General features: G+C 67.2%; 22 protein-coding genes and 1 pseudogene. 13 read left to right on the forward strand and 10 right to left on the reverse strand.

What is annotated here, in order from left to right; genetic code table 11:
- Window positions 1-12: 12 nt before the first annotated feature.
- Window positions 13-171, reverse strand: a complete 159-nt coding sequence (locus B0B15_RS16540) for a hypothetical protein (RefSeq protein WP_176776651.1) — start codon at window positions 169-171, stop codon at window positions 13-15.
- A gap of 142 nt (window positions 172-313) precedes the next feature.
- Between B0B15_RS16540 and B0B15_RS13930 the strand changes: the two genes are divergently transcribed.
- Window positions 314-586, forward strand: a complete 273-nt coding sequence (locus B0B15_RS13930) for a hypothetical protein (protein WP_076677063.1) — start codon at window positions 314-316, stop codon at window positions 584-586.
- Window positions 587-588: 2 nt separating this feature from the next.
- Here the strand turns inward: B0B15_RS13930 and B0B15_RS13935 are convergent, their stop codons facing one another.
- Entirely contained in the window at window positions 589-1,518 is a 930-nt protein-coding gene (locus B0B15_RS13935) for a helix-turn-helix transcriptional regulator (protein ID WP_076677065.1), read from the reverse strand.
- 85 nt (window positions 1,519-1,603) lie between these two features.
- Here B0B15_RS13935 and B0B15_RS13940 point away from each other — a divergent pair, with 85 nt between their 5' ends.
- Complete coding sequence (locus B0B15_RS13940) at window positions 1,604-2,068, forward strand: GNAT family N-acetyltransferase (RefSeq protein WP_076677067.1); 465 nt, start codon at window positions 1,604-1,606, stop codon at window positions 2,066-2,068.
- A 221-nt stretch (window positions 2,069-2,289) separates the two neighbouring features.
- On the opposite strand, the gene B0B15_RS13945 is transcribed toward B0B15_RS13940, so the two are convergent.
- Together B0B15_RS13945 and B0B15_RS13950 are read right to left on the reverse strand one after the other, a co-directional pair.
- The gene (locus B0B15_RS13945) at window positions 2,290-3,183 is read right to left on the reverse strand and encodes an SDR family oxidoreductase (protein WP_076677068.1); all 894 of its coding nucleotides are present in this window, start codon (window positions 3,181-3,183) and stop codon (window positions 2,290-2,292) included.
- 52 nt (window positions 3,184-3,235) lie between these two features.
- The gene (locus tag B0B15_RS13950; protein ID WP_076677071.1) at window positions 3,236-5,044 is read right to left on the reverse strand and encodes a glycoside hydrolase family 15 protein; all 1,809 of its coding nucleotides are present in this window, start codon (window positions 5,042-5,044) and stop codon (window positions 3,236-3,238) included.
- Window positions 5,045-5,212: 168 nt separating this feature from the next.
- Here B0B15_RS13950 and B0B15_RS13955 point away from each other — a divergent pair, with 168 nt between their 5' ends.
- Window positions 5,213-5,773, forward strand: a complete 561-nt coding sequence (locus B0B15_RS13955) for a Dps family protein (protein ID WP_076677073.1) — start codon at window positions 5,213-5,215, stop codon at window positions 5,771-5,773.
- 201 nt (window positions 5,774-5,974) lie between these two features.
- Here B0B15_RS13955 and B0B15_RS13960 read toward each other — a convergent pair whose 3' ends face one another.
- Both B0B15_RS13960 and B0B15_RS13965 read right to left on the reverse strand, forming a co-directional pair.
- Window positions 5,975-8,566 (reverse strand): DEAD/DEAH box helicase, encoded by a 2,592-nt coding sequence (locus B0B15_RS13960; RefSeq protein WP_076677075.1) that lies wholly within the window; start codon window positions 8,564-8,566, stop codon window positions 5,975-5,977.
- Between the two features lie 152 nt (window positions 8,567-8,718).
- Window positions 8,719-9,495 carry a hypothetical protein gene (locus B0B15_RS13965; RefSeq protein ID WP_076677077.1) on the reverse strand — a complete coding sequence of 259 codons (777 nt, stop codon included), beginning with the start codon at window positions 9,493-9,495 and terminating at the stop codon, window positions 8,719-8,721.
- Window positions 9,496-9,585: 90 nt separating this feature from the next.
- Between B0B15_RS13965 and B0B15_RS13970 the strand changes: the two genes are divergently transcribed.
- Window positions 9,586-10,626, forward strand: coding sequence for an LLM class flavin-dependent oxidoreductase (locus B0B15_RS13970; RefSeq protein WP_076677079.1), 1,041 nt, complete (start codon window positions 9,586-9,588; stop codon window positions 10,624-10,626).
- Between the two features lie 90 nt (window positions 10,627-10,716).
- Here the strand turns inward: B0B15_RS13970 and B0B15_RS13975 are convergent, their stop codons facing one another.
- Window positions 10,717-11,523 carry a hypothetical protein gene (locus B0B15_RS13975; RefSeq protein WP_076677081.1) on the reverse strand — a complete coding sequence of 269 codons (807 nt, stop codon included), beginning with the start codon at window positions 11,521-11,523 and terminating at the stop codon, window positions 10,717-10,719.
- 123 nt (window positions 11,524-11,646) lie between these two features.
- Here B0B15_RS13975 and B0B15_RS13980 point away from each other — a divergent pair, with 123 nt between their 5' ends.
- From B0B15_RS13980 to B0B15_RS16285, 6 genes and pseudogenes are all read left to right on the forward strand, one after another.
- A complete protein-coding gene (locus tag B0B15_RS13980) occupies window positions 11,647-13,395 on the forward strand; it encodes a hypothetical protein (RefSeq protein WP_076677083.1) in 1,749 nt (582 codons plus the stop codon).
- Window positions 13,396-13,666: 271 nt separating this feature from the next.
- Window positions 13,667-14,557 carry a sce7726 family protein gene (locus tag B0B15_RS16930; protein WP_076677674.1) on the forward strand — a complete coding sequence of 297 codons (891 nt, stop codon included), beginning with the start codon at window positions 13,667-13,669 and terminating at the stop codon, window positions 14,555-14,557.
- Between the two features lie 8 nt (window positions 14,558-14,565).
- Window positions 14,566-15,498 (forward strand): sce7725 family protein, encoded by a 933-nt coding sequence (locus tag B0B15_RS13990; RefSeq protein WP_076677085.1) that lies wholly within the window; start codon window positions 14,566-14,568, stop codon window positions 15,496-15,498.
- Between the two features lie 73 nt (window positions 15,499-15,571).
- A complete protein-coding gene (locus B0B15_RS13995) occupies window positions 15,572-16,534 on the forward strand; it encodes an RES family NAD+ phosphorylase (RefSeq protein ID WP_218641717.1) in 963 nt (320 codons plus the stop codon).
- Window positions 16,535-16,799: 265 nt separating this feature from the next.
- A complete protein-coding gene (locus tag B0B15_RS14000) occupies window positions 16,800-17,789 on the forward strand; it encodes a YaaC family protein (RefSeq protein ID WP_176776650.1) in 990 nt (329 codons plus the stop codon).
- A gap of 82 nt (window positions 17,790-17,871) precedes the next feature.
- Window positions 17,872-17,988: pseudogene (locus tag B0B15_RS16285) on the forward strand (alkane 1-monooxygenase); the annotation flags it as partial.
- A gap of 111 nt (window positions 17,989-18,099) precedes the next feature.
- Here B0B15_RS16285 and B0B15_RS14005 read toward each other — a convergent pair.
- Window positions 18,100-18,468, reverse strand: coding sequence for a hypothetical protein (locus tag B0B15_RS14005; protein ID WP_076677091.1), 369 nt, complete (start codon window positions 18,466-18,468; stop codon window positions 18,100-18,102).
- A 226-nt stretch (window positions 18,469-18,694) separates the two neighbouring features.
- Between B0B15_RS14005 and B0B15_RS14010 the strand changes: the two genes are divergently transcribed.
- Together B0B15_RS14010 and B0B15_RS14015 are read left to right on the forward strand one after the other, a co-directional pair.
- Entirely contained in the window at window positions 18,695-20,122 is a 1,428-nt protein-coding gene (locus B0B15_RS14010; protein ID WP_076677093.1) for a glycoside hydrolase family 113 protein, read from the forward strand.
- Between the two features lie 17 nt (window positions 20,123-20,139).
- A complete protein-coding gene (locus B0B15_RS14015) occupies window positions 20,140-20,505 on the forward strand; it encodes a putative quinol monooxygenase (protein WP_083709056.1) in 366 nt (121 codons plus the stop codon).
- 6 nt (window positions 20,506-20,511) lie between these two features.
- Here B0B15_RS14015 and B0B15_RS14020 read toward each other — a convergent pair whose 3' ends face one another.
- Complete coding sequence (locus B0B15_RS14020) at window positions 20,512-20,805, reverse strand: hypothetical protein (protein ID WP_076677097.1); 294 nt, start codon at window positions 20,803-20,805, stop codon at window positions 20,512-20,514.
- Between the two features lie 99 nt (window positions 20,806-20,904).
- Between B0B15_RS14020 and B0B15_RS14025 the strand changes: the two genes are divergently transcribed.
- Window positions 20,905-21,861, forward strand: coding sequence for an NAD-dependent epimerase/dehydratase family protein (locus tag B0B15_RS14025; RefSeq protein ID WP_076677099.1), 957 nt, complete (start codon window positions 20,905-20,907; stop codon window positions 21,859-21,861).
- Between the two features lie 11 nt (window positions 21,862-21,872).
- Here B0B15_RS14025 and B0B15_RS14030 read toward each other — a convergent pair whose 3' ends face one another.
- Window positions 21,873-22,436, reverse strand: a complete 564-nt coding sequence (locus B0B15_RS14030; protein ID WP_076677101.1) for a ribonuclease H family protein — start codon at window positions 22,434-22,436, stop codon at window positions 21,873-21,875.
- Window positions 22,437-22,577 lie beyond the last annotated feature (141 nt).

Below are 22,577 nucleotides of genomic sequence, written 5' to 3' on the forward strand. Positions count from 1 at the left end.
TGCGACCGGTCGTCAGACCTGTCGGCGGATGAAGCGCATGAGCGCGGCGATGATGCCGATGATCAGGATGACGATCCCGATCCACAGCAGGAACTTGACGGCCTCGACGAAGACGCCGAGGAACAGGAGCACGAGGCCCACGATGACGAGGATGATGGCGAGAGCTGGCATGTTCCCACCCTGCACCCCGGCGCCGCGTCGCCCGGCGGCCTTGACACGGACCGGGGCCGCACGGCAGCGACGTGTCAAGACGGTCGCGGGAGCGGCATCCGGGAGCTAGCGTCGGATCAACCACGACCCCGAGGAGGCGGCAATGGCCGATCGCGACGTTCACGGACACGACACCGGACACGGCACGGGACCCGATGAGGGCGAGTACACCGACGTCCAACTGCCCGACGGCGAGGCCGACCGCGGCAGCGTCGACCAGCCCGGCGAGTACGTCGACCGCGAGAACGCCGACGGCACCGAGAGCCGCCCCCGCGCCGACGAGGCCGGCGCCTACACCGACGTCGAGCAGCCCAGCGGTCACGAGTCGCGCGATGACCTCGACGACCCGGGCGAGTACACCGACCGCGACCGCTGAGATCAGCGATCCAGCGTCCGCCGCGGCGTCGTGCGATACGCGTCGCGGTAGGCATCCGCGAAGGCCGCGGGGTCGATGAACCCCCAGCGCGCCGCGATGTCGGCCACGCCCACGACCATCGGGTCGGCCGCGAGCAGGTCGGCGTGCGCGGCACTGAGACGCGCTTGCGTCAGGTAGTCCTCGGGGGTGGATGCCAGATGCCCGTTCGCCAGGAACGCCCGGCGCAGGCCCGTCGCCGAGGTGCCGACCGCACGGGCGGCGTCGTCGACCGTGACGGGCAAGGACGCGTGATCGTCGATCCACGAGACCGCCGCAGCGTAGATCGACGCCTGCTCGATCGCCGATGCCCGCCGCTCCCGCGGATCGCCGGCCAGAGGGAAGGCCTCGAGCGTCGCCGCGGCGAGGGTGCGGCGCACCTGCGCCCGCACCAGCGGTTCGGCGAGCAGCGGCGTCTGCGTCAGCGACCAGCGCAAGGTCGCCAGCCAATAGTCGCGCAGCCGCCTCGAGAGCGGGGCGGTGCCGTCGAAGCGCACCGCGAGCTCGTCGTCGCCGTACATCGTGCGGGCGGCCTCCGTCAGCCAGTCCGCCTCGAACGACAGCAGCTCGACCTCTGTCCGATCCGGGCGCCCCACCAGTTCGTGCCCGGGCTGCACGATCCCCGGTTCGACGCTGTAGTCACCCGTGCGCGAGCCGATGCGCCACGCGTAACCGGGGCCCGAGGTGGCGAAGAAGAACCGGTCGGCTTCGTAGACGATCTCCGCGCGGCACTCCCACGTCAGACGCCGCAGCGCGAACGTCGCGTCCCCGACGGCGTGCTCCGCGATCGCCGCACGGTCGGCCATCACATCGACGTGACCGTACTGCGCCTGGAGCCAGGCCTGCGTGTCGGCGACGTCGTCGGTGCGGACGCGCGAGTCGAAGAAGTCGTTCATGGCGAGGAGCGCTAGTCCCCGGAAAGACATCGCAGCACGGCCCATGATAGTTAACCCCGCTTCGAAATCGCCCCGAAAGAGTCCCATGACCGACGAGCCCGTCATCCGCCCCATCCACCCCGACGATGCCGGTGAGGTGCTGACCATCCAACGTGCCGCGTTCGCCAGCGAAGCCCTCATCTACGGCGACCCCGATATGCCGCCGCTGACGCAGACGCTCGAGGAGCTCGCGGCGGAGCTCGTCGAGAACCTCGGCTGCGTCGCCGTCCGTAACGGCCGCATCGTCGGCGCGGTGCGCGCCCGCATCGACGGCGAGCTGTTGCTGATCGGCCGGCTGGCGATCGCCCCCGACCAGCAGGGCGAGGGCCTGGGCACGCTGCTGCTCGGGGCCGTGGAGCAGCGCGGGCGCGAGTCCGGCGCGACCGAGGCCGAGCTGTTCACCGGGGGGCTGAGCGAGGCCAACCAGCGCCTGTACGAGCGCGAGGGCTACCAGCGCACCGAGATCACCGCCGAGGGCGAGATCTTCTACCGCAAACCCCTCGACGCCTGAGCCGGCTGCGGTGGCTTCGACGAGCTCAGCCACCTCCCCCGGCCGCACGCCGGACCCCGACGCGGCCACGGTGGCTTCGCCCAAACTCAGGCACCTCCCGCGCACCCGCCGGCACCTGAGCCGCGCGCAAGGTCCCTGAGCCTGTCGAAGGGACCGATCCCCACACATACGCCGAAGGGCCGCCGCCCCGACCGGGACGACGGCCCTCTGCGGGACGGCGCTTACGGCGTGGGCATGCCGCCATTGACGTTGAGCGTCTCGCCGATCACGTAGCTCGACTCGGCCGAGGCGAGGTACACGTACGCGGGGGCGAGCTCAGCCGGCTGACCCATGCGGCCGAGAGGGGTCTCCTCGCCGAACTCGTCGACCTTCTCGTCGGGCTGGCCGTCGGTGACCTGCAGCGGCGTCCAGATGGGTCCCGGCGCGACGGCGTTCACGCGGATGCCCTTCGGGGCGAGCTGCTGGCCGAGCGCCTTCGTGAAGGTGTTGATCGTCGCCTTCGTCGAGGCGTAGTCGACGAGGATCGGCGCCGGCGAGTACGCCTGGATCGACGTGGTGTTGATGATCGTCGAACCCGGCTGCAGGTGGGGCACGGCCTCCTTGCAGATCCAGAACATCGCGTAGACGTTGGTCTTGAAGGTGTCGTCGAACTGCTCGTCGGTCAGCGTCGTGACGTCCTCGTTGAAGATCTGCTTGCCGCCGTTGTTGACGACGATGTCGAGGCCGCCGAGGCCCTCGACCGCTTCCTTCACGAGCGTGCGGGCGTACTCGCGCTCGCGCAGGTCGCCGGGGATCTGCACGACGGTCGCGCCGGCCTCGCGCAGGATGCCGGCGATGCGGTCGGCATCCACCTTCTCCTCCGGCAGGTACGACATCGCGACGGAGGCCCCCTCGCGGGCGAACGCGATGGCGGTGGCCGCGCCGATGCCCGAGTCGGCACCGGTGATCAGCGCCTTGCGGCCCTTCAGCCGCTCGCTGCCGACGTAGGTGTCCTCACCGAGGGCGGCCTTCGGCGTCAGCTCGGCGTCGAGACCGGGCTCCTTCGCATCCTGCGACTGCGGGTCGATGTCGGCGTAGAGCTTCGCCGGATCGGTGAAGGTGTACTGCGTGCTCATGGCGAGTCCTTTCATAGGGGGGATGCCGGGGCGGAACCGCTCCGGCGGAGGGTCAGCGGTTCTTCAGCACGACGTCGTCGACGAGATCGCGGATGACGAGGGCGGCGTTGATGAGGGCGAGGTGACTGAGCGCCTGCGGCAGGTTGCCCCAGAACGCCCCGTCCGCCTCGGCGATCATCTCCGAGTAGATGCCGACGTCGTTGCCCTGGGCGACCAGGGCGTCCATGGCCTCGAGGGCTTCGTCGTGGCGTCCCACGCAGGCCAGGGCGGTCGCCCGCCAGAAGGCGCAGGCGACGAACGTCTGCTCCTCCTGATCCATGCCCGTGTAGCGGTAGACGAGGTGGTTCTCGGTCGTGAGGCGCGCGGTGATGGCATCCAAGGTCTTCGACATGCGTTCACCCCGGTCGAAGCCGGTGGGCGCGTGCAGCAGCACGGAGGCGTCGAGGTCTTCACTGCCGGGGGCGAGCGTGTACGCCTCGAGCTTCTCCGACCAGCAGCGCTCTTCGACCCAGCGGTGGATGCGATCGCGCTCGGCGCGCCAGCGATCGCCGTTGTCGGGGATGTGACCGCCGTCGGCGAGCCACTGGGCGTCGTCGAGGGCCTTCCAGCAGCCCATCTTCGAGGAGGTGTAGTGCCTGAGCTCGGGGAGCTCCCACATTCCCGAGTCCTCGCGACGCCACAGGTCGCACGTGCGGTCGGCCACGTCGGCGAGCAACCGGCCGGTCTGCGTGTCGAGGCGGTTGCCGGCCTCGACGTACGTGCGACACAGCGCGATGAGGTCGCCGTACACGCCGAGTTGCAGCTGCCCCTGCGCGGGGTTGCCGGTGACGACCGGTTGGTTGCCGTTCCAGCCGGGCACCTCGTGCTTGTCGAGCCCGATCTCGGCGTCGCCGTCGAGCGTGTACATCACCTGCACCTCGGGACCGTTCCTGCGGATGGTGCGCAGCAGCCACGAGATCGCGGCGTGGGTCTCTTCGCGCAGGCCGAAGCCGACCCACGCGTGCGCCGTGTACGCGAGGTCGCGCACCCAGGCGAAGCGGTAGTCCCAGTTCTTCCCGCCGCGCGGATTCTCGGGCAGCGACGTCGTCGCCGCGGCCGCGATCGCCCCCGTGGGGCTGAAGAGCAGGAGCTTCAGGGCGAGGGCGCTGCGCTGCACGTCGTCGCCCCACGGACCCTCGTACGAGAACTCGTCCGACCACATCGTCCACCCACCGATGGTGCGGTCGATGCCCCGGTCCACGTTCTTCGCGTCGGGGATGCGAAGCGGCTCCCCCTCCGTCGCGGCGATCACGAGCAGGTGCCGCGAACCCTTCGTGGTCGTGAACCCTCCGTCGATGCTCTCGTCGCCGGCATCCGGGTCGCCGTGGAGTCCGTGCTCGTGGCCGGTCACCGCGAGCGAGACGTGGTCGACGCGCATGATCGAGAAGCCGTCGATGCGCTCGGTCCAGGGGGCGGCGGAGCGCAGCATCGTGCCCGGCTGCACACACCAGGCGAACTCCACCTCGCCCTTCACGCCGTCGACGCGGCGGGCGAGCTCCGCCCACGGCAGGCGTCCGGCGATGCCCGTCACCATGGCGTCGGTGACGGTGGCGACCCCGGATGCCGTGGTGAACGTGGTCTCGAGGACATTCGTACGCGGGATGTACCGCCGCGTGACCTCGTACTCCTCGACGGGCGCGAGCTCGATGCAGCCTCCCGCGGACTCGTCGACGAGGCGCGCGAACACCGGACGCGAGTGGATGTTGGGCAGCGGAAGCCAGTCCACCGACCCGTCCAGGCTGATGAGCGCGACCGTGCGGCCGTCGCCGATCGCGGCGTAGTCGCGAAGGGGTCGAGACGGTGCGGGAGGAGTGGGAGCCACGTCTTCACGCTAGGAATCACGCGGCGAGGGGCCCCCGGGGTTGTCGTCCGGAGCGTGAACGGCTACGGGCCGACCCCGGTACCTCTCTCCCGACGCCCTTGCAACCCCCGCCGCCCGCCGGAGCGTGCGGCCTAACGTCGCTATCGACCGTGAGCGAAAGGAACGCGCATGTCCACCACCACGAAGGACGCCCCCACCAAGAACCGCCGCCGCCCCGCGCGCGGAGGCAGCGGTCCCGAGACCACCGACGAGCAGAACGCCGAGAAGGGCTTTCAGGCGTCGGAGCAGCTGACCGATGCCCTGCAGGCCGTGCTGGTCGACCTCATCGAGCTGTCGATCCAGGGCAAGCAGGCCCACTGGAACGTCGTCGGCAAGAACTTCCGCGACACCCACCTGCAGCTCGACGAGATCATCGACGCGGCCCGCGAGTTCGGTGATGAGATCGCCGAACGCATGCGCGCGCTGCACGCCCTGCCCGACGGGCGCAGCGACACGGTCGCCGAGACCACCACCCTCCCCGAGTTCCCGCAGGGCGAGGTCGACACGGCCGAGGTCATCGACCTCATCACCGAGCGTCTGGACGCCGTCGTCGGCACCGTCCGCGACGTGCACGACGACGTCGACGAGGAAGACCCCACCAGCGCCGACATCCTGCACGGCGTGCTCGAGCGTCTCGAGCAGCTGTCGTGGATGGTCAGCGCCGAGAACCGCGTCGCCCGCAAGTCGTAAGCGGAGTCGAACACACCGGATGCCGGGGCCTCAGGGCCTCGGCATCCGTCGTTCCTGCGAGGGTCAGGCCAGCGCGCCGATGCCCGTCGCGGACGGAGGGCGTCAGCCGCGCGCGATGAGCAGTGACGGCTGGAGCCCCTCGAGCCGCGCGAGCGACGCCGTCATCTCGACGATGCTGTCGTTCGTCCCGGCGATCTTCGCTCAGAGCCGCAGCACCTCGGTGACCCGCACGATCGCGGTGCCTTCCTCCTCCGACGCGGCGAGATCGACCTCCGCGCGGATGCGCCAGTCGTGGTCGCCCGCGGGATCGTCGATGGTCTGCTCGACCCTCCAGATGCCGTCGGACGCCACTGCCTCGTCGATGTCGACCAGAGCGGACGAACGTGCCGCTCCGCCCGTGCCGATGGCGTCGTGCTCGTCGAAGTACCGGTCGAGGACGTCGGGCCAGTCGACGTCGGGATCGAGCTCGACGAGCTCCTCGTCGCGCTGCAGCGCCGCCAGCTGCACGCGGCGGAACATCTCGTTGCGCACGAGGACGACGAACGCGCGCCGGTTGGTGAGGACCGACGGCGGCGCCGGGGGAACGACAGGGGCATCCGGATCGTCGGCGGGGTTGATGAGCTGCTCCCACTCGTCGACGAGGCTGGAGTCGACCTGGCGCACCAGCTCGCCGAGCCACGCGATGAGGTCGAGCAGATCGGGCGTCTGCGCGTCGACGGGCACGGTCTGGCGGATCGCGCGGTACGCGTCACTCAGATACCGCAGCACGAGCCCTTCGCTGCGGGCCAGCTGGTACAGCGAGACGTACTCGCCGAAGGAGCACGCCCGCTCGAACATGTCGCGCACGACCGACTTGGGCGAGAGGTCGAAGTCGCGGATCCACGGCTGACTCGACGCGAACACCTCGTACGCCTGCGCCAGGAGATCGTCGAGCGGCTTGGGCCACGTGATCTCCTCGAGCAGCTCCATGCGCTCGTCGTACTCGATGCCCTCCCGCTTCATCGCGGCCACGGCCTCCCCGCGCGCGCGGAATTGCTGCTGCGACAGGATCGGGCGCGGATCGTCGAGCGTCGCCTCGATGACGCTGACCACGTCGAGCGCGTAGTGCCCCGTGCCCACACCGCCGGCGGCAGCCGTGGCATCCGGCCCCCGTCCGAGCTCCACCTCGGGGTCGAGCATCTCGATCGCGGCGAGCGCGAAAGGCGACAGCGGCTGGTTCAGCGCGAAGTTCGGCTGCAGATCGACCGTGAGCCGAATGCGTGACTCGCCAGGAATCGTCGCTTCGGAACCGCCCGAAGCGACAGGATTCGGCGACTCGCGCGGGGGCACGACCTCGACCACCCCGGCCTGCACGAGGGTGCGGAAGATCGCGATCGCGCGGCGGGCGAGCTCGTACTGGCGGGGACGGGGCTCGTGGTTGTCGAACACCAGTGACCGGACGTTGCCGAACACGTCGCCGCCGCGCGCGATGACGTTGATGAGCATCGCGGCGCTCAGCTTCATCTGCGGCACGAGCGGCTCGGGCTCGGCCGCGACGAGGCGGTCGTAGCTCTGCTCGGTCCAGTTGACGAAGCCCTGCGGCGCCTTCTTGCGCACGATCTTCTTCTGCTTCTTCAGGTCGTCGCCGGCCTTGAGGATCTGCGCGGCGTTCTCGATCTCGTGGTCCGGCGCCATCACGACGACCGTGCCCGCGGTGTCGTATCCGGCGCGGCCCGCGCGACCCGCGATCTGGTGGAACTCGCGCGCCGACAGCTGCCGCATGCGCGTGCCGTCGTATTTCGTCAGCGCCGTCATGAGAACGGTGCGGATCGGCACGTTGATGCCGACCCCGAGCGTGTCGGTGCCGCAGATCACGCGCAGGAGCCCGCGCTGCGCGAGCGTCTCGACGAGCCGCCGGTAGCGCGGCAGCATTCCCGCATGGTGCACGCCGATCCCCGCCCGCACGTACCGCGACAGGGTCTTGCCGAAGCCTGTCGTGAACCGGAACCCGCCGATGGCCTCGGCGATCTCGTCGCGCTGCTCGCGACCGATGATGCGGATCGACGACAGCGCCTGCGCACGCTCCATGGCCGCCGCCTGCGAGAAGTGCACGACGTAGATCGGCGCCTGCTTCGTGTCGAGAAGCTCCTGCACCGTCTCGTGCACGGGGGTGCGGGCGTACTCGAAGTGCAGGGGTACAGGGCGCTCGACGCCGGTCACGCGGGCCGTCGGCCGGCCGGTGCGGCGCGAGAGGTCGTCGGCGATGTCCTCGACGTCGCCGAGGGTCGCCGACATGAGGATGAACTGCGCGCGGTTCAGCAGCAGCAGCGGCACCTGCCACGCCCACCCGCGGTCGGCCTCGCCGTAGTAGTGGAACTCGTCCATCACGACCTGATCGACGTCCGCGTCGGCGCCCTGTCGCAAGGCCAGGTTCGCGAGGATCTCGGCGGTGCAGCACACGATGGGCGCATCCGCGTTGACAGAGGAGTCGCCCGTGACCATCCCGACGTTCTCGGCACCGAAGATGTCGACGAGCGCGAAGAACTTCTCGCTCACCAGCGCCTTGATCGGCGCCGTGTAGTAGGTGCGGCCGCCTCGGGAGAGGGATGCCGCGTGCGCGGCCACCGCGACGAGGGATTTACCCGTACCGGTCGGGGTGGACAGGATCACGTTCGCCCCCGACACGATCTCGATGATCGCCTCGTCCTGGGCGGGGTACAACGTCAGCTCGCGCGAGGCCGCCCACTCGACGAAGCCGAGGTACACGGCATCCGGATCGCTGCCGGCGGGCACGTGCTCGAGGAGGGGGGTCACTCCCCCACCCTCTCATCCGGCGGGTGGCCGGGCTGCCGACAGCCGCAGGGACGGTCGGAGGAGCCGGGAGCGGCCTGCTCCCCGCGACGAGGTGGCTGAGCCCGTCGAAGCCACCGGCCCCGCCCAAACGCCCCGCTCTCGACGACTGCGCCTCAGCCCGCGTCGCTGAAGACGCCCACGTTCTCGCCGTCGTACACGAACTGCACGCTCGTGCCGATGGGGAACCGCGACGTGAAGGCCTCGGGCATGCCCTCGGCGACCACGAACTGCACGGTGGCGGGGAAGATGCCGGCGCCGCAGCCGCCGTAGACGAAGTTGCCGCGGAAGCCGGTGGTGCCGTCCTGCCCCACCTCGTCGGTGTCGAGCAGGTAGAGGCAGGCGCTGCGGTTCTCGCTCGCGTCGATCTGGGCGGTGCCGACGAAGGCGGTGACGCCGTAGAAATCGGCGAAGGCGCGCTCGTCTCCGGTGCGCTGGCCGAAGATGGTGGGGATCTGCGTGCCCGGGTCCTCCATGAGGGTGGCCACCTGCGGCGCCCCCACGGATGCTGCGACCGGCACGAAACCGACGCCGGCGGTGGTCGCCGCGCTGGCGAGGGCCGCCACGATCGCGAGGGAGAGGGCCCACGCCCATACGGTGCGCTTCGAGCGGACGAGCGGTGCACGCTCGCGGGCGCGCTCGTCCTCGGCCTCCGCATCCGCATCGTCATCGAGGGATGCCGGATCGACGGGCGCTACGCCGACGGAGGCCTCCACGCCCGCCGGAACCGACGGCTCGGGAGACGGGGCCACAGGCTCCGTCCGCTCCGTGCGCTCGAGGTCCTCGAGGACGAGGAGCCGCGCGTACGCGGCGGGGTCGTCGGAGATGTCGGCCCCGGGGCCGTACGCTCGCGCGCGCAGTCGCCGCAGCTCCTCGCGCACGCCGTCGTCCATTCTCGAAATGCTTCCACATGCGACGGGCACAGGGGCCGTCTCGCGGTACATGCGCGGGAATAGATCGGCCCGTCGCGCGTTGTCCCCTTCATGCGCTCCTTCGGCACACTCTCTTTCGGCCACTACGGCCCCCTCGGCGGGGGGCACCAACTCTCCGCGGGCGACTCGATGCTCCAGGCGATCGACCTCGCCCAGGGCATGGACGATCTCGGCGTCAACGGCATCTCGTTCCGCGTGCACCACTTCGCCCGGCAGCAGGCGGCCCCCATGCCGCTGCTCGCCGCGATCGCTGCCCGCACCTCCCGCATCGAGGTCGGCACCGGCGTCATCGACATGCGGTACGAGAACCCGCTCATGCTCGCCGAGGAAGCGGCATCCGTCGACCTCATCAGCGGCAACCGCCTCGCGCTCGGCGTGAGCCGCGGGTCACCCGAGACGGTCAAGAACGGCTACGAGGCATTCGGTTACACCGGCTCGAAGGACCCGCGCGGCGCCGACATCGCCCGCGAGCACTTCGACCTCTTCCTCCGCGCGATCGACGGCGAAGGCCTCGCCGAGCGCGACCCGATGAGCCCCTTCGGCGGCGGCACGGGCCTGCAGCGCATCGAGCCCCACTCCCCGGGCCTGAAGAAGCGCATCTGGTGGGGCGCCGGCACGACCGCGACCGCCGAGTGGGCGGGACGCATCGGCGTCAACCTCATGTCGTCGACGCTGCTCACGGAGGCCGACGGCACCCCGTTCGACATCCTGCAGGCCCAGCAGCTCGACGCGTTCCGCGCCGCGTGGCGCGAGGCGGGCCACGCGGGCGAGCCCCGTACGTCGGTCAGCCGCAGCATCTTCCCGATCGTCTCGGCCGAAGACGAGATGTACTTCGGCGGCTCGGCCGGTAGCGACCAGATCGGCGTCATCGACGGCATGCGCTCCACCTTCGGAAAGACCTACGCCGCACCGCCCGAGGTGCTCGTGGAGCAGCTGCAGAACGACGCGGCCGTGATGAGCGCCGACACCCTCATGCTGACGATCCCGTCGCAGTTGGGTGTTGCTTATAATACAAGGTTGGTTGAGTCGTTCGCGAAGTACGTCGCACCGTCGTTGGGGTGGGTGCCCAATAACGCGAAGTCGACCGTGTAGCAGGCCTGGATCGCCTCGCCGGACCATGCTGTGGGCCGCTAGCACGGCTCACCTGGACGTAATTGCCGGTGGGGACTCCTGCCCAACTATTCAGCTCGCCTGCAGATCATCCGGAACGGGCTCCGTTTGGACACCAAGATTCGCGTTTCGGTTGGGCCTCCATACCCGCCACAGGGACCCGTCGTATGTCCTTGCATACCAGGAGGCGAGCCCGTGCTTCTTGAGCTGAAAATCATGCTTGATCGTGCGGGGGTCGACTCTTTGCTGACTCTCGAGCGCGTCCAAGAACTCTCGAGGCATCGCCTTGCGGATGTTCCAGTACCGTCCCTTTCGCACGTACCAGCGCTCCGTGATCGCGGGATCGTTCGACTCTACAAACCATCCGTGGTTCCCGCGTAAGGGAGGATCTGGGATTTTCTGTTTCCATGACGCATTCGCGTGCGTCAGCATCGAGCCAGCGCTTCTCAGGCGAGCGAGCGCTTCGGAGGCGTACGGGGGTTCTTTGTCGTCTGCCTCGTCGAGGCTCTCTGAATCAACACTCAAAGCGGGCGCATCCGACGCGAGTTCTTCGTCGCCCTCGTAAGCCTGAGCTGAGTCCTTCTCGGCGGCGCTCAGGGTCAGTTGGTAGAGGCGTTCATTTGCCTCCGCGAGATCCGACACAGCCGCGTCGATCTTCACGACAGTGTCGCTTAGCTCCGACGACTCGATCGCTTGGCGGTAGGCGATCACGTACGTCAGGACGATAGCCACCGCGGCCGTCAACGCACCTAGCACGCCGGCGGCAGGGCCGAGGTTGGCCAGGGCGGTGAACGCGGTTGCCAACCCGAGTACCAACCCGGTGACCAGCCAGATAGTTGGCCACCGCAGCGGCTTCTTCGATTTGTGCCCCTCTGACATCTCGCCACAATAGCGATGTTCGCAACGAGGCCACGCGCCACGTCCGCCCTTCGCATCTCCGCTCGATGTCCGATGCCCTCCATACGATGAAGTGAGACGCAGACTCACTGGGGGAGAGTATTCATGGCACTTGGCTACCGGACCATCCTGACGGCTGACCCCGTCGAGGAGAATCTCAGCGAGATGATTCGAGCTTTCCGCGGTTGGGTCACGGGAAAGAAGGGTTACGACGAGCTCCCCTCGTCGGGCGTCGTAACTCATCCGAGCGGCGCCACGATCACTGCTTCCGCTTACACCAACAGCGACGGCAGTATCAGCGCCAAGCGTTGGCGAATCGTAGAGGACTGGGCGCCGCCCAAGTGGTACGACAATCCGGATACCTCACGCACCGGCGTGACCAACGTGACCCTCGCCCTTGCCGAGAACAAGCTGTGGCTGTGGGTAGACGTCGAGCCTCCAACACTTCTGTGGACTAACTCCAATGGTCGCGAAGTCGAAGAAGTCCAGATGAGTGGGCGCCCCACGTTCGTGCAGGACATTCTCAACGCTGTGAACATGAAAGACGGAGGCGCCGAGCCAGTTTCGGAGTTCCAAGTCATCGCGAGCGAGAGCCACGTGGAAGAGCTTGCGCGCGTCCTCGTGGACTCAGCACGTATTGGCGCTGTGTTCGTCGCGGCCACTCCCGAAGGCGGAGACGCTACCGAGTGGGCTGAAAAAGTCACCAAACTCGCTGGACAAATCCAAGGTATGGGGATCGGGTACGCGCTCACTCCGGAAGCGCGAGCCCTCTTCAACCGCCGTTACGGCGGCGCCGGTCACTGGGTATCGCCAGGCGCCATGCGCACCTTCCTCCCAGGAGCCGATCTCAGTGACCGGCAAGACGCCTTCAAACATCGCCTTCTTCACGCATCCACGCTGCGCGACTCCCCCGAAGCTCGCATTCGTCGCATTCTCCGCAACGCGCAGCTGAAGCGCCTCAGCGCTCTCCGCATCCCGGATGTTCTGCGGGAGGTCGATTACGAGTTCCTCCGCAACGAACGCCTGCGGCCTTTCGCCGCTCTGCACCAGCCAGCCAGCGCCACGCAGATCGATGAGGACGAGGCCAGCGTATGGAGGGCCCTCGCCGAACTCGCGGAGAGCGAAGTGGCTAAAGGCCTCAATGAGAACAAGGCCCTCGCACAGCGTGCTTCGGCAGCCGAGGACTTCGTCGCTGAGTTGCAGGCCGAGAACGATGACCAATACGCGCTTCTCACCAGGGTGCGAGAGGAAGCGGCCTCTCTCCTCCGCCAGGTCGATTACCTTCGACGCGCACTCACCAACCTCGGAGCGGAAGGCGCTGCGGCGGCGTGGTCGTTCGTTGACGAGGAGGGTCCCAGGGAGTACCCCGAGACCTTCGCGGAACTTCTTGATCGAGTGAAGGAGCTGACGGGGGTACGTTTCACCGGCGACATTGAAGACGCTCTCGAGCTGGACGAGCACACAGTTCTCGGTCAGGCCGCAGTCATGAAGACTTGGGACGCGCTTGTCACCTTCGACACCTACTCACGCGCACGAAGCGACGCGAGTTTTGACCAGTCGCTGAGCCACTTCATCACCCACCAGAAGGATCACCCCCACCGCGTTCAGATCGGCAAGGTCGTCTGGTCAGAGGGCGAGACCGTGAAGTCCAACGAGAGGTTCCGAGCGCAGCGGACTCTGCCCGTGGACACGAAGGTTGATCCATCCGGGAAGGCCCTGATGGTGGCCCACGTGAAGCTTTCGAACCTCACCGGAGTCGCGCCTCGGCTCTACTTCCTCGACACGTACTCCGCCGTCGGACATGTGACGGTGGGCTACCTCGGGTCCCACATGGACAACACCCTGACCAACTAGGTCAGGAGCGCGGGACGGGGCGCCGATACTTGCTATGACCATCCCCAGCCAGTTGGGTGTTGCTTATAATACAAGGCTGGTCGAGTCGTTCGCGAAGTACGTCGCACCCTCGCTGGGCTGGGTACCGAACTGGGAAGGGCCCATCGCTAAGCGCGCGAACGTAACCAGCTGAGGTCAGAGGACCTCCGCGACAGGACCGTCGGCTAACCGGTCCCGGACTGGGTGGGCGTCTAGAATCAGACAACGGTTCCGAGCGGGGGGGGTGTTTCGCGTGGGCACATCTGCCACTGGCGAGCTCGCCGCTCTCTCGCGACTATTCTCCCCCGCCGCCATACGCGAACTCAGCCAGAGCGGTCGTTCACCCCTTGTTGCTCGGTTACTACGAGACACTTCAATCCCGGCAGACCTTCCCGAAGGAGCGACGCTTCGGGATGCACTTGATCTCAGCTACTCCAAGCTGACAAAGACCGGTAACAGGGACGACTACGTCTATCGGAGTTCGGTTGTTGAGAAGATTGCTCTTGGCCGACACAACCTTCGCACTGCGACCGTACTGAGCGAGGTGCGTGCGCGCGGGTCCAAGGCAGACCTCGTAATTCTTAACGGCACCGCCACGGCCTATGAGATCAAGTCAGAACGAGACTCGCTTAGTCGCCTACCTTCCCAGCTCAGCGACTACAGGTCTGTTTTCGCAAGCGTCACGGTAGTGACGAGCCTTCGTCAGAGGGATGCCGTCCTTCGGCTCGCTCCGGATGACGTCGGCGTGCTTGTGCTCTCTTCTCGTCTGCGACTCCAGGTCGTGCGCGAGACTCAGGACCTCCCCGGACGCATCGACCCAACGGCGCTCTTAGAGACTCTCCGCGCCAACGAGGCAACACAAATACTTGAACGCATCGGAATCGAAACGCCGGACGTTCCCAACACTCGCCTTTGGGCGGAGCTGAGGAACCTCTACGCGACGCTTGACCCAGCTGAGGTGCATCGGCACGCTGTGCAAGTGTTGAAGCAGAGCCGATCACGCGCAGCCCAGGAAGCGCACATGCGGACGCTTCCGCCCTCCATCAGGACTGCGGCACTCTTCGGCGACCTGAACGGAAGCGCTCGCACGAACCTCTCCTCTGCTACCGGTACGTTGATGACGTCAGTGATGACCTGGAGTTAGGAACGACGATGTACTTTCCGTACTTTCGCGGCAAGCAGTTCGAGTTGATTGCGATCCGCGAGTGCGCGGCGGTCATCGCAGACGCCGGGTTCAATCCGATCATCGAGCCAGTTCGAGAGACCTTCAAGGGACTCCAGCGCACACTCGACGAGCTAATCCTCAAGGGTGCTAGCGCTGCGGTCATCGTGAACCCGCGACATGGCGATCACAGAGACAGCAGCGAGATTCTGGCGCAGTACATGGCCGACAGCCACGGGGACAACGATGCAATCTCCCCGGCACTCCTCCTCACGAGCGACATGACTGTGAACAATGTGCTCAGACTCGTCGAACCCTACGCTGAACGGCCACTCACCCTTGTGCATGGCGGATTCACCGACGGTAAAGCTCTCGCAGGCAATCTCCCGTCAGGTTCTGTCACACATGTCTTCCTCGATGCACGCAACACCCTTTACCGCCGTCCATTCAAGGGCGCACAGCGCATCCTGATCGAAGACGGGTTCGAACGTAAGAAGAACGCCGACTACGACTTCATCAACCGGTTCTCAGATCTCCACGTTACCTACGAAGAACTTGGCGGTGACGGTTACGGTGACTTCCTGACTGTGGGTGACCACTACAGCGAGGGCGGCGGACCTGCGTACGCTGTCGCCATCCATTTGACATTCATCGACCCATCAAACGACGACGCAATGTTCGTTTACCACTTCAAATCTGACTCGAACGACACCCCCGTCGACCCGGCCGGCAAGTTCGCACAGGCGCTCGCCAAACTCATTTCGGCGGTCGACGACCCAGCCTCAAAAATTCTCGCAACAACCGCTGTCGAAGAGTTCCGTGACCTGCACGAGCGCAAACACTTCCCAGGTCTCGGTTACGTCAAAAAGTTATCCATCAAGCATCACATCGAGACCCTTGCCGACTACCACGCGAATGCCTGACCGACGCTGCTGCGCAACATGCTTCAATGATCGACACATCCGTGCTCAGCTGATCGACCAATGCGAACCGGTTATGCAGGATTGCGATTACTGCGGCATGGCAGGCGTGCTATGCGTAATCCCATCCAGACTGAGTCAATGGTTTGCCCCGCTCATCGCGACCTACAGCGAAGACCCTGACGGAGATTTCCTGGTCAGACACCTCATCAGCGAGTGGAGGATGTTCTCAAACGGAAGGCTGAGTGAAGCACAGGCAAAGGAGCTACTCGCGGACGTGCTGGACGATGGCGAAATTGTGCGCAGAAAGTTCACGCCCATCGCTCACCCGAGTGGTGGCAATCTTCACCGGTGGGAAGAGTTGCGCGACGAACTCATGCACAGCAACCGGTGGTTCCTTGAGGAACCCATGGACATGGATCGCTTGGCGGTCCTACTGGATCAACTCATCACCACACCCACCGCACTTGAATTCAGCAACTGGTATCGTGCCCGCTTAATGACGAGCGACGATGCCTACCCGCTGACGGACATGGGCGCACCCCCGCGTCACAAAGCAGGTCACGGTCGAGCCAACCCCGCAGGCATCCCCTACCTTTACCTGGGATCAACTCAGGCAACCGCTGTCGCGGAGCTTCGCCCTCACACGGGCGAAAGGGCATGCGTCGCTCAGTTCGACCTCTCAGACGCAGACAACCTGAAGCTGGCTGACCTTCGAGACCCACGGTCCCTCATTTCGCCGCTGAGCGATGGCGATGAGACCCTGATAATCGAACTTCGAGCTGACTTGCCGCTTCTGGAGCGCCTAGGCGAAGAGCTAACGCGCCCCGTTCAACCAAGCGGCGTCGCTTACGAATACGTTCCAACGCAATACCTGTGCGAATACATCAAGAAAAAGGGTTTCGACGGGGTGTTGTACCGGAGTTCGGTTAGCAGCGATGACGGCGTAAATATCGCGCTATTCCATCCAACCATCGCAACCGCGACCAAGCTCGACGTAGTGTCCGTCACACAGGTGACGGTGTCTATCGGTAGTTGAGGCACGGGCTGGTGTGTCCACGGCCAATCACCGCGGACGGAGTAACCTAGCGCTAGGGTCAACGGACCAGAGTCTCGGACGAAGACGGTTCAAGGGCGGGTTCATGACCAGTGTCTCTACTACAGGAGTTGCGCGAGCCGGACGACCACCGGCCGCTCGCATAGGTGAGCCCACCGCGTACAACGGGCGCCCGATCGCTGCCGGAACTGGGTCGTTTAGGCATCCCGTCTCACCTCGTGCGTCGGTAGCCGACTTATGGTCGACAATGGAGATTGCGGCAGCAGCTGGCGAAACCGCTTTGCAGAAGGCCGGCGCGCCTTCCTTGGATGTTGCCGCCAAACTGCGCCTCAGTGCTTACGTGCAGCAAGCCCGTCAGTATTACGAGGCGGCTATCCGGGCTGAGCCCATTGCTAAACCTCTTTTGGGCTACTACTTCGTCCTGAACGCAACTAAGGCGTATCTTACCCTCCTGAATCACCCGAATACGGCAACTCCGGGCATAAAACACGGGATCGGGCAAGATAATTCCCACCTTACGGGCCAGTATGAATTTTCGCAGGAATATCTGCAGATCCAAACAAGCGGCGTCTTTCACTTGCTCGCCGGAAATTCTGGTAGAGGTCACGTATGGGGCGCAGGCGTAATGCAAGTATCGCGCCTCATTCCCTACCTGAACGAAAGCGTGGATCTATACGCTAGCGCCTTCAACAAGCGCCCTCTGCTTATACCTATCGAGGACACGTTTATTCGCGCCAGTGGCAAGCGGCCGAACCGTTTTGCTTGGCTAGTTGTCGAAGTTTCTCGGTTAGCGTTACGTGAAGCTGACCTGTCGCCTAGGAAGTTGCTGGACGAAGCGGCGGCGTTCGCGGGTTCATTCGATCATGTTGAAAGCGACCGCGATGACGTGGTCCGGTACGAGTCAAAGGTTCCCGTGCCCTACTCAGCAATGCCGCTCGCGCTCCCGGGTCTGAGGCAGGCGTTCGATCGTTCTTTGATTTCACGTAACCGGACGCTCGCTCAGCCACGCGACAACATCGTCCGATCCCCGCACTTGGAACTGATTTCTGCGGAAGCGCTCACATTCGCAGTTATGCTCCACCTAAGCAACATGGTGCGCTACCGCCCTCACCACGTCGAGCAACTCCGTGGGAGCAGCCAATGGTGGCTCTTTACAAGTTGGGTCGACAGAGCTTGCGAGAACTTTTTGCTCGCAATGTCATCACGTGTGTCGTTGGAAGAGCATCTTATTGAGTGAGATGTCGGAACGTGGCGAATCACAATCCCGGTCTCTGGCCTGGCCGCGTCGAGCTGCGAGACTTTCTCGACGGCGCCCCTTGCTTGCGATGGCGATCCCGAGCCAGATGGGCGTGGAGTTCAACCTCCGCCTCGTCGAGAACTTCGCGACGCACGTCGCCCCCGCGCTCGGCTGGCAGTCGACGCTCGCGACGGTCTGACCCGCTCCCCCTCGAACGGACCCGGATGACACCCCCTCGGCATCCGGGTCCGTTCGTCGTCTCGCGCGAAGACGTACGGTGAGGGGATGGCCGTCGAGCGGGCGATGCCGCTCAGCGCCAGGTCGTGATGCCGCGCGAGCGCGCGACCGTCTGCGACAGCAGGTATTCGCCCCAGGCCACCGCGTAGGCGCCGAGAGCGGCCCACACCCAGCCCGCGGGCAGTGCGCCGACCACACCCATCAGCCCCGCCACCGTGAGGGCGCTCACGACGATCAGCACGGGGATGACGGCCCTGGATGCCGCGAGCGCGCTGTCGGAGCGCCAGATCACGAGCACGGCGCCGGCCGTGGCCAGCAGCAGGATGATCGGCGGCCACCACGACCCGAGTACCGCCATGGCGATCGACGATCCGACGCCCGCAATCCCGAGGGTCGCTGTGCGGAGGACGCGGATGCGTCGGGAACGGTCGACGGGTGACACGGTGCCTCCAGAGGTGGGGGGATCCCAGCGTAACCGGGACGTTCGGGTGGGCCGGACGCCATGAGACCGTCCAGAGTCGCCGGAGATCGCGCCCGCCCCGCCGGGGACGCCCCGTAGCCTGGTAGCGACGGGGGCACGCGAGAGGCGGCCGCCTCCTCGGTCGACGTCGACACCGCGCAACGGGCGCATCGCCGCACGGCATCGGATCGAGAGGAGGCCGGTCGAAATGGACGTCTCACGACGCGGGCTCCTCCTGGGCGGCCTCGGCGTGGTGGCCCTGGGCGCCGCGAGCGCCGCGGCGGCCACTGTGATCACCGCCGGCGCTTCCGACGAACCGGGCGCCGCACCCTCGGGCCGATCCTCCTCGGGAACCGCCTCACCGACTTCCACGGGTTCGGCGTCAGCCAGCCCGAACGCTCCCGAGGATCTCGATCTGCACGTGTGGGGCACCGTGCACCGCCCGCTCTCGAAGAACACGGACGCGACCCTGACCGTGATCGACGGCGCTCTTGCCGCCGGGCTGAGCATCACCGGTACAGCGCTCGCGGGCCGACTCACCGCCACCGGCGACTACGCCTTCACGATCGAGGTGCGCCGCGGCGACGATCGTCGGCGGCGTCGGTTCGCCGGCACCGTCGGCGCCATCACGCGCGATCTCAGCATCTCGCTGAGCCTCGACGACAAGACCCCGTTGTCGGTGACGGCGCGCGAACTCGACCGCATCGCGCGTCTCGGCGCCCACGCGACCCTCGTCGTGCTCTGCTACATCCCGGATGCCACCTCCACGACGTTCACCCGGGTCTCCGACGACCGCATCCGCAAGGTCTTCGCGCTCGCGAAAGACCGGGGCGTGCGCATCACCCTGCTCAAGCCCCACATCGCCACCGAGCAGGACGGCGACGGGTTCTACCGCGCGAATTACGCCCCGTCATCCGTCGACGGGTTCTTCTCGCGGTGGACCGAGCAGATGGTGCACTTCGCGGGCCTCTGCGCCGACAACGACATCGAGTACCTCTCGATCGCGTGCGAGCAGCCCGGTCAGACCGACGCCGCGCTCTACGCGAAGTGGGTAGACCTCGTCGAGACGGTGCGCTCGGTCGAACCCGCGGTGAACCTCACCGCCGCTTTCACCACCCTCGAGCTGTACCTGCTGCACACGTACTGGCTGCCCCAGGGCACCCCGCACATGGCGCAGCTTCTCGACGTGTTCGGCATCAACTCGTGGATCCGCCTGACCGACAAGGTCTACACCCCGTCGGCGCCGAACATCTCCGTCGACGAGCTCGCCGCCGGCTGGCGCGGGGCCGGCGGCCGCACCGACGACCACCTCGGCAAGCTGGAGGACGTGTGCCAGCGGCTGCAGATGCCCTTCCTGATCACCGAGGTCGGCGTGCAACCGCGTGTCGACGGTCTCGCGCAGCAGGAGGGCAGCGCACCCCCCACGGGGGCCGCGAACCACGACGTGCAGGCTCTGCTGTACCGCTCGATCCTGAAAGCGCCGCTGACGTCGTCCTGGTGCACCGGCGCGTCGATCTGGCACATGCGCGCCCCCTTCGCCTTCGGCGACGTCTACCACGACACCCTCTTCGCGGGCGAGAAGGTGCTGAAGGATGCCATCGCGAAGACCCCGTCGCTCGCGGCCCCGGCGACCTGAGCGCGTAACGTGGGCGGATGCCGCACCACGCCCTCGCCCCTCCAGGTTCCGAGGTGACGCTGACGGGCGAGCTCCGCTGCGCCGACGCCGCGGAGCTCGACCGCGTCCTCACGCACCTGCCGGCGCACGTCGCCCTCACCCGGGCCGAACCGGGATGCGTCTCCTTCGACGTCGATCCGACCGGTGACCCGTTGGTGTGGCGAGTCGAGGAACGGTTCGTCGACGAAGCGGCCTTCGACGCCCACCAGCGTCGGGTCGCGGCGAGCACGTGGGGCGCCGAGACGGCCGGGATCGAGCGGCGTTACGAGATCCTCGGTCGGAGTCGGGATGCCGAGGCCCTCGACGCGGAGGCCGTGGCGGTCGAGACGGAGACCGCGCCCTGAGGCGACTCAGCCGCCGACGGGCCGTTGCCTTCCGGCATCCCGCCCATGCGCCGCCTCGAACGCACGGATCGAGCGCCCCTCCCGCACCGCTCGACGCGCACTGAGAGCAACCACGACCCACCAGAATACGAGCCCGAACCAGCGCCACCAGGGCACGTCACCGCCGTCGAGAACGACCTGGAGCGTCGTCCCCACCGCGAAGATCACGGACGCTGCCATCATCCACCTGCTCCACGCTCGAGCGCGTTCCAGGGTGAAGCGCTGCTGGATGAGCGAGGGAGCGCGTTCGACGGGGTGCACCCACCCTTTCTGCCAGCAAGCGGGGCGATCCGCGAGGGGTTGCGTCCGCCGAGCGCGAACCCGCTCGCCTCGCGGCAGTCGCGATGCTTGGCTGGCCGCATGCGACGCATCCTCATCCTCGGCGGAACCGCGTGGCTCGGCCGCGCCATCGCGACGGCGGCGCTGGATGCCGGTGCCGACGTCACCTGCCTCGCCCGCGGGGAGTCCGGCGCCGTCGCGACGGGAGCGCAGCTCGTGCGCGCCGATCGCAGCGATCCCGACGCCTACGCGCGCCTCACGGGCGAGTGGGACGACGTCGTCGAGCTGTCGTGGGACCCGGGGTTCGTGGCATCCGGTCTCGAGGCCCTCGCCGATCGTGCGGCGCACTGGACCCTCGTGTCGAGCGTGTCGGTCTACGCCCGGTCCGACGCCCCGTTCGCCGGCGAGTCCGCCGCGCTCGTCGACCCCGCCGACCTCTCGCAGTACGCGGATGCCAAGGTGCACGCCGAGCGACTGAGCACGGCGGCCGTCGGCGATCGCGCGCTGCTGGCGCGTGCCGGACTCATCGTGGGCCCGGGCGATCCCACCGATCGCTTCGGCTACTGGCCGGCGCGCTTCGCGCGCGGGGGCCGCGTGGTCGTGCCCGAGACGGCGGGACGGCACGCGCAGGGCATCGACGTCGACGACCTCGCGGAGTGGATCGTGCGGGCCGGTGCCGCGCGGACGGCCGGTCCCGTCAATGCCGTCGGGGAGGAGGTGCCCCTCGCCGCGATACTCGGCGCGGCCCGCGACGCGGCCGAGGCGAGCGTGGAGCCCGTCGTCCTCGACGACGACACCCTCCTCGCCCGCGGCGTGCAGTACTGGGCGGGCCCGCGGTCGCTCCCCCTGTGGCTGCCCGCGGAGGCCAGGGGCTTCTCCCGCCGCAGCGACACCGCCTTTCTGGCATCCGGCGGCACACGTCGCCCGCTGGCCGAGACGATGCGTCGCGTGCTCGACGACGAACGCGCGCGCGGGCTCGACCGGCCGCGTCGCGCGGGACTCACCGCGGAGGAGGAGGCTCAGGTGCTGGCCGGGTGAGCCCGCGGCCGTCAGCGGCCGTTGCGGTCCGCTGCCGAGCGGGGCGGCGCCTTCTGCACCTCGAGGCGATCGAGGCCGCGCAGGGAGGTCCAGATGAGCTCCTCGCCCTTCGCCGCGTGCTGCGAGGCGCGGACCGCGCGCTCGTCGGCCCACGAGTTGAGCACGTGGCCGGAGTGGCCGCGCACGTGCTCGAGGACGACATCGGGCAGCCCCGCCTCACGACGCGCGTCGCGCGCGGCGATGAGCGCTTCGAGGATCCCCCGATTGGCCACCGGCTTCTTCGCGCTGGTGACCCATCCGCGTCGACGGTGGCCGTCCATCCACGACGAGTACGTGTCGATGGCGTATTTCGAGTCGGCCTGCACGACCAGCTCCCGCACATCGGCGTGATCGGTGATCGCGTGCAGCAGACCGAGCAGCTCGCCGATGTTGTTCGTGCCCGAGGGGATCGACCCCGCCGCCCAGTGGCCGTCTTCGCCGACCCAGGCCCAGCCCGCGGGGCCGGGGTTGCCCTTGCAGGCGCCGTCGGTGGCGACGACGTAACGGTCGGAGGGCGCGGATGCCGTACTGCTCATCCCTCTAGTCTCCCTCGCCCGTCGGACCCGGCAGAACGCAGGATGCCGAGCGGGCGACCGCCCGGGTGAACCTCGGACGATTCGTCGCGGGAGAGACGGTGATCGCGGAAGAGCGACGCCGCCGCGCATGCGAGTCTGACG

The sequence above is a fragment of the Microbacterium sp. RU1D genome (assembly GCF_900156435.1).
In the GTDB taxonomy this organism is placed as follows: Bacteria; Actinomycetota; Actinomycetes; order Actinomycetales; family Microbacteriaceae; genus Microbacterium.

Coding starts and splice junctions, on each gene's coding strand:
- B0B15_RS16540 (WP_176776651.1), bottom strand. CDS start 171: ATGCCAGCTCTCGCCATCATCCTCGTCATCGTGGGCCTCGTGCTCCTG.
- B0B15_RS13930 (WP_076677063.1), top strand. CDS start 314: ATGGCCGATCGCGACGTTCACGGACACGACACCGGACACGGCACGGGA.
- B0B15_RS13935 (WP_076677065.1), bottom strand. CDS start 1,518: ATGAACGACTTCTTCGACTCGCGCGTCCGCACCGACGACGTCGCCGAC.
- B0B15_RS13940 (WP_076677067.1), top strand. CDS start 1,604: ATGACCGACGAGCCCGTCATCCGCCCCATCCACCCCGACGATGCCGGT.
- B0B15_RS13945 (WP_076677068.1), bottom strand. CDS start 3,183: ATGAGCACGCAGTACACCTTCACCGATCCGGCGAAGCTCTACGCCGAC.
- B0B15_RS13955 (WP_076677073.1), top strand. CDS start 5,213: ATGTCCACCACCACGAAGGACGCCCCCACCAAGAACCGCCGCCGCCCC.
- B0B15_RS13965 (WP_076677077.1), bottom strand. CDS start 9,495: ATGGACGACGGCGTGCGCGAGGAGCTGCGGCGACTGCGCGCGCGAGCG.
- B0B15_RS13970 (WP_076677079.1), top strand. CDS start 9,586: ATGCGCTCCTTCGGCACACTCTCTTTCGGCCACTACGGCCCCCTCGGC.
- B0B15_RS13975 (WP_076677081.1), bottom strand. CDS start 11,523: ATGTCAGAGGGGCACAAATCGAAGAAGCCGCTGCGGTGGCCAACTATC.
- B0B15_RS13980 (WP_076677083.1), top strand. CDS start 11,647: ATGGCACTTGGCTACCGGACCATCCTGACGGCTGACCCCGTCGAGGAG.
- B0B15_RS13990 (WP_076677085.1), top strand. CDS start 14,566: ATGTACTTTCCGTACTTTCGCGGCAAGCAGTTCGAGTTGATTGCGATC.
- B0B15_RS13995 (WP_218641717.1), top strand. CDS start 15,572: ATGCAGGATTGCGATTACTGCGGCATGGCAGGCGTGCTATGCGTAATC.
- B0B15_RS14000 (WP_176776650.1), top strand. CDS start 16,800: ATGGAGATTGCGGCAGCAGCTGGCGAAACCGCTTTGCAGAAGGCCGGC.
- B0B15_RS14010 (WP_076677093.1), top strand. CDS start 18,695: ATGGACGTCTCACGACGCGGGCTCCTCCTGGGCGGCCTCGGCGTGGTG.
- B0B15_RS14015 (WP_083709056.1), top strand. CDS start 20,140: ATGCCGCACCACGCCCTCGCCCCTCCAGGTTCCGAGGTGACGCTGACG.
- B0B15_RS14025 (WP_076677099.1), top strand. CDS start 20,905: ATGCGACGCATCCTCATCCTCGGCGGAACCGCGTGGCTCGGCCGCGCC.
- B0B15_RS14030 (WP_076677101.1), bottom strand. CDS start 22,436: ATGAGCAGTACGGCATCCGCGCCCTCCGACCGTTACGTCGTCGCCACC.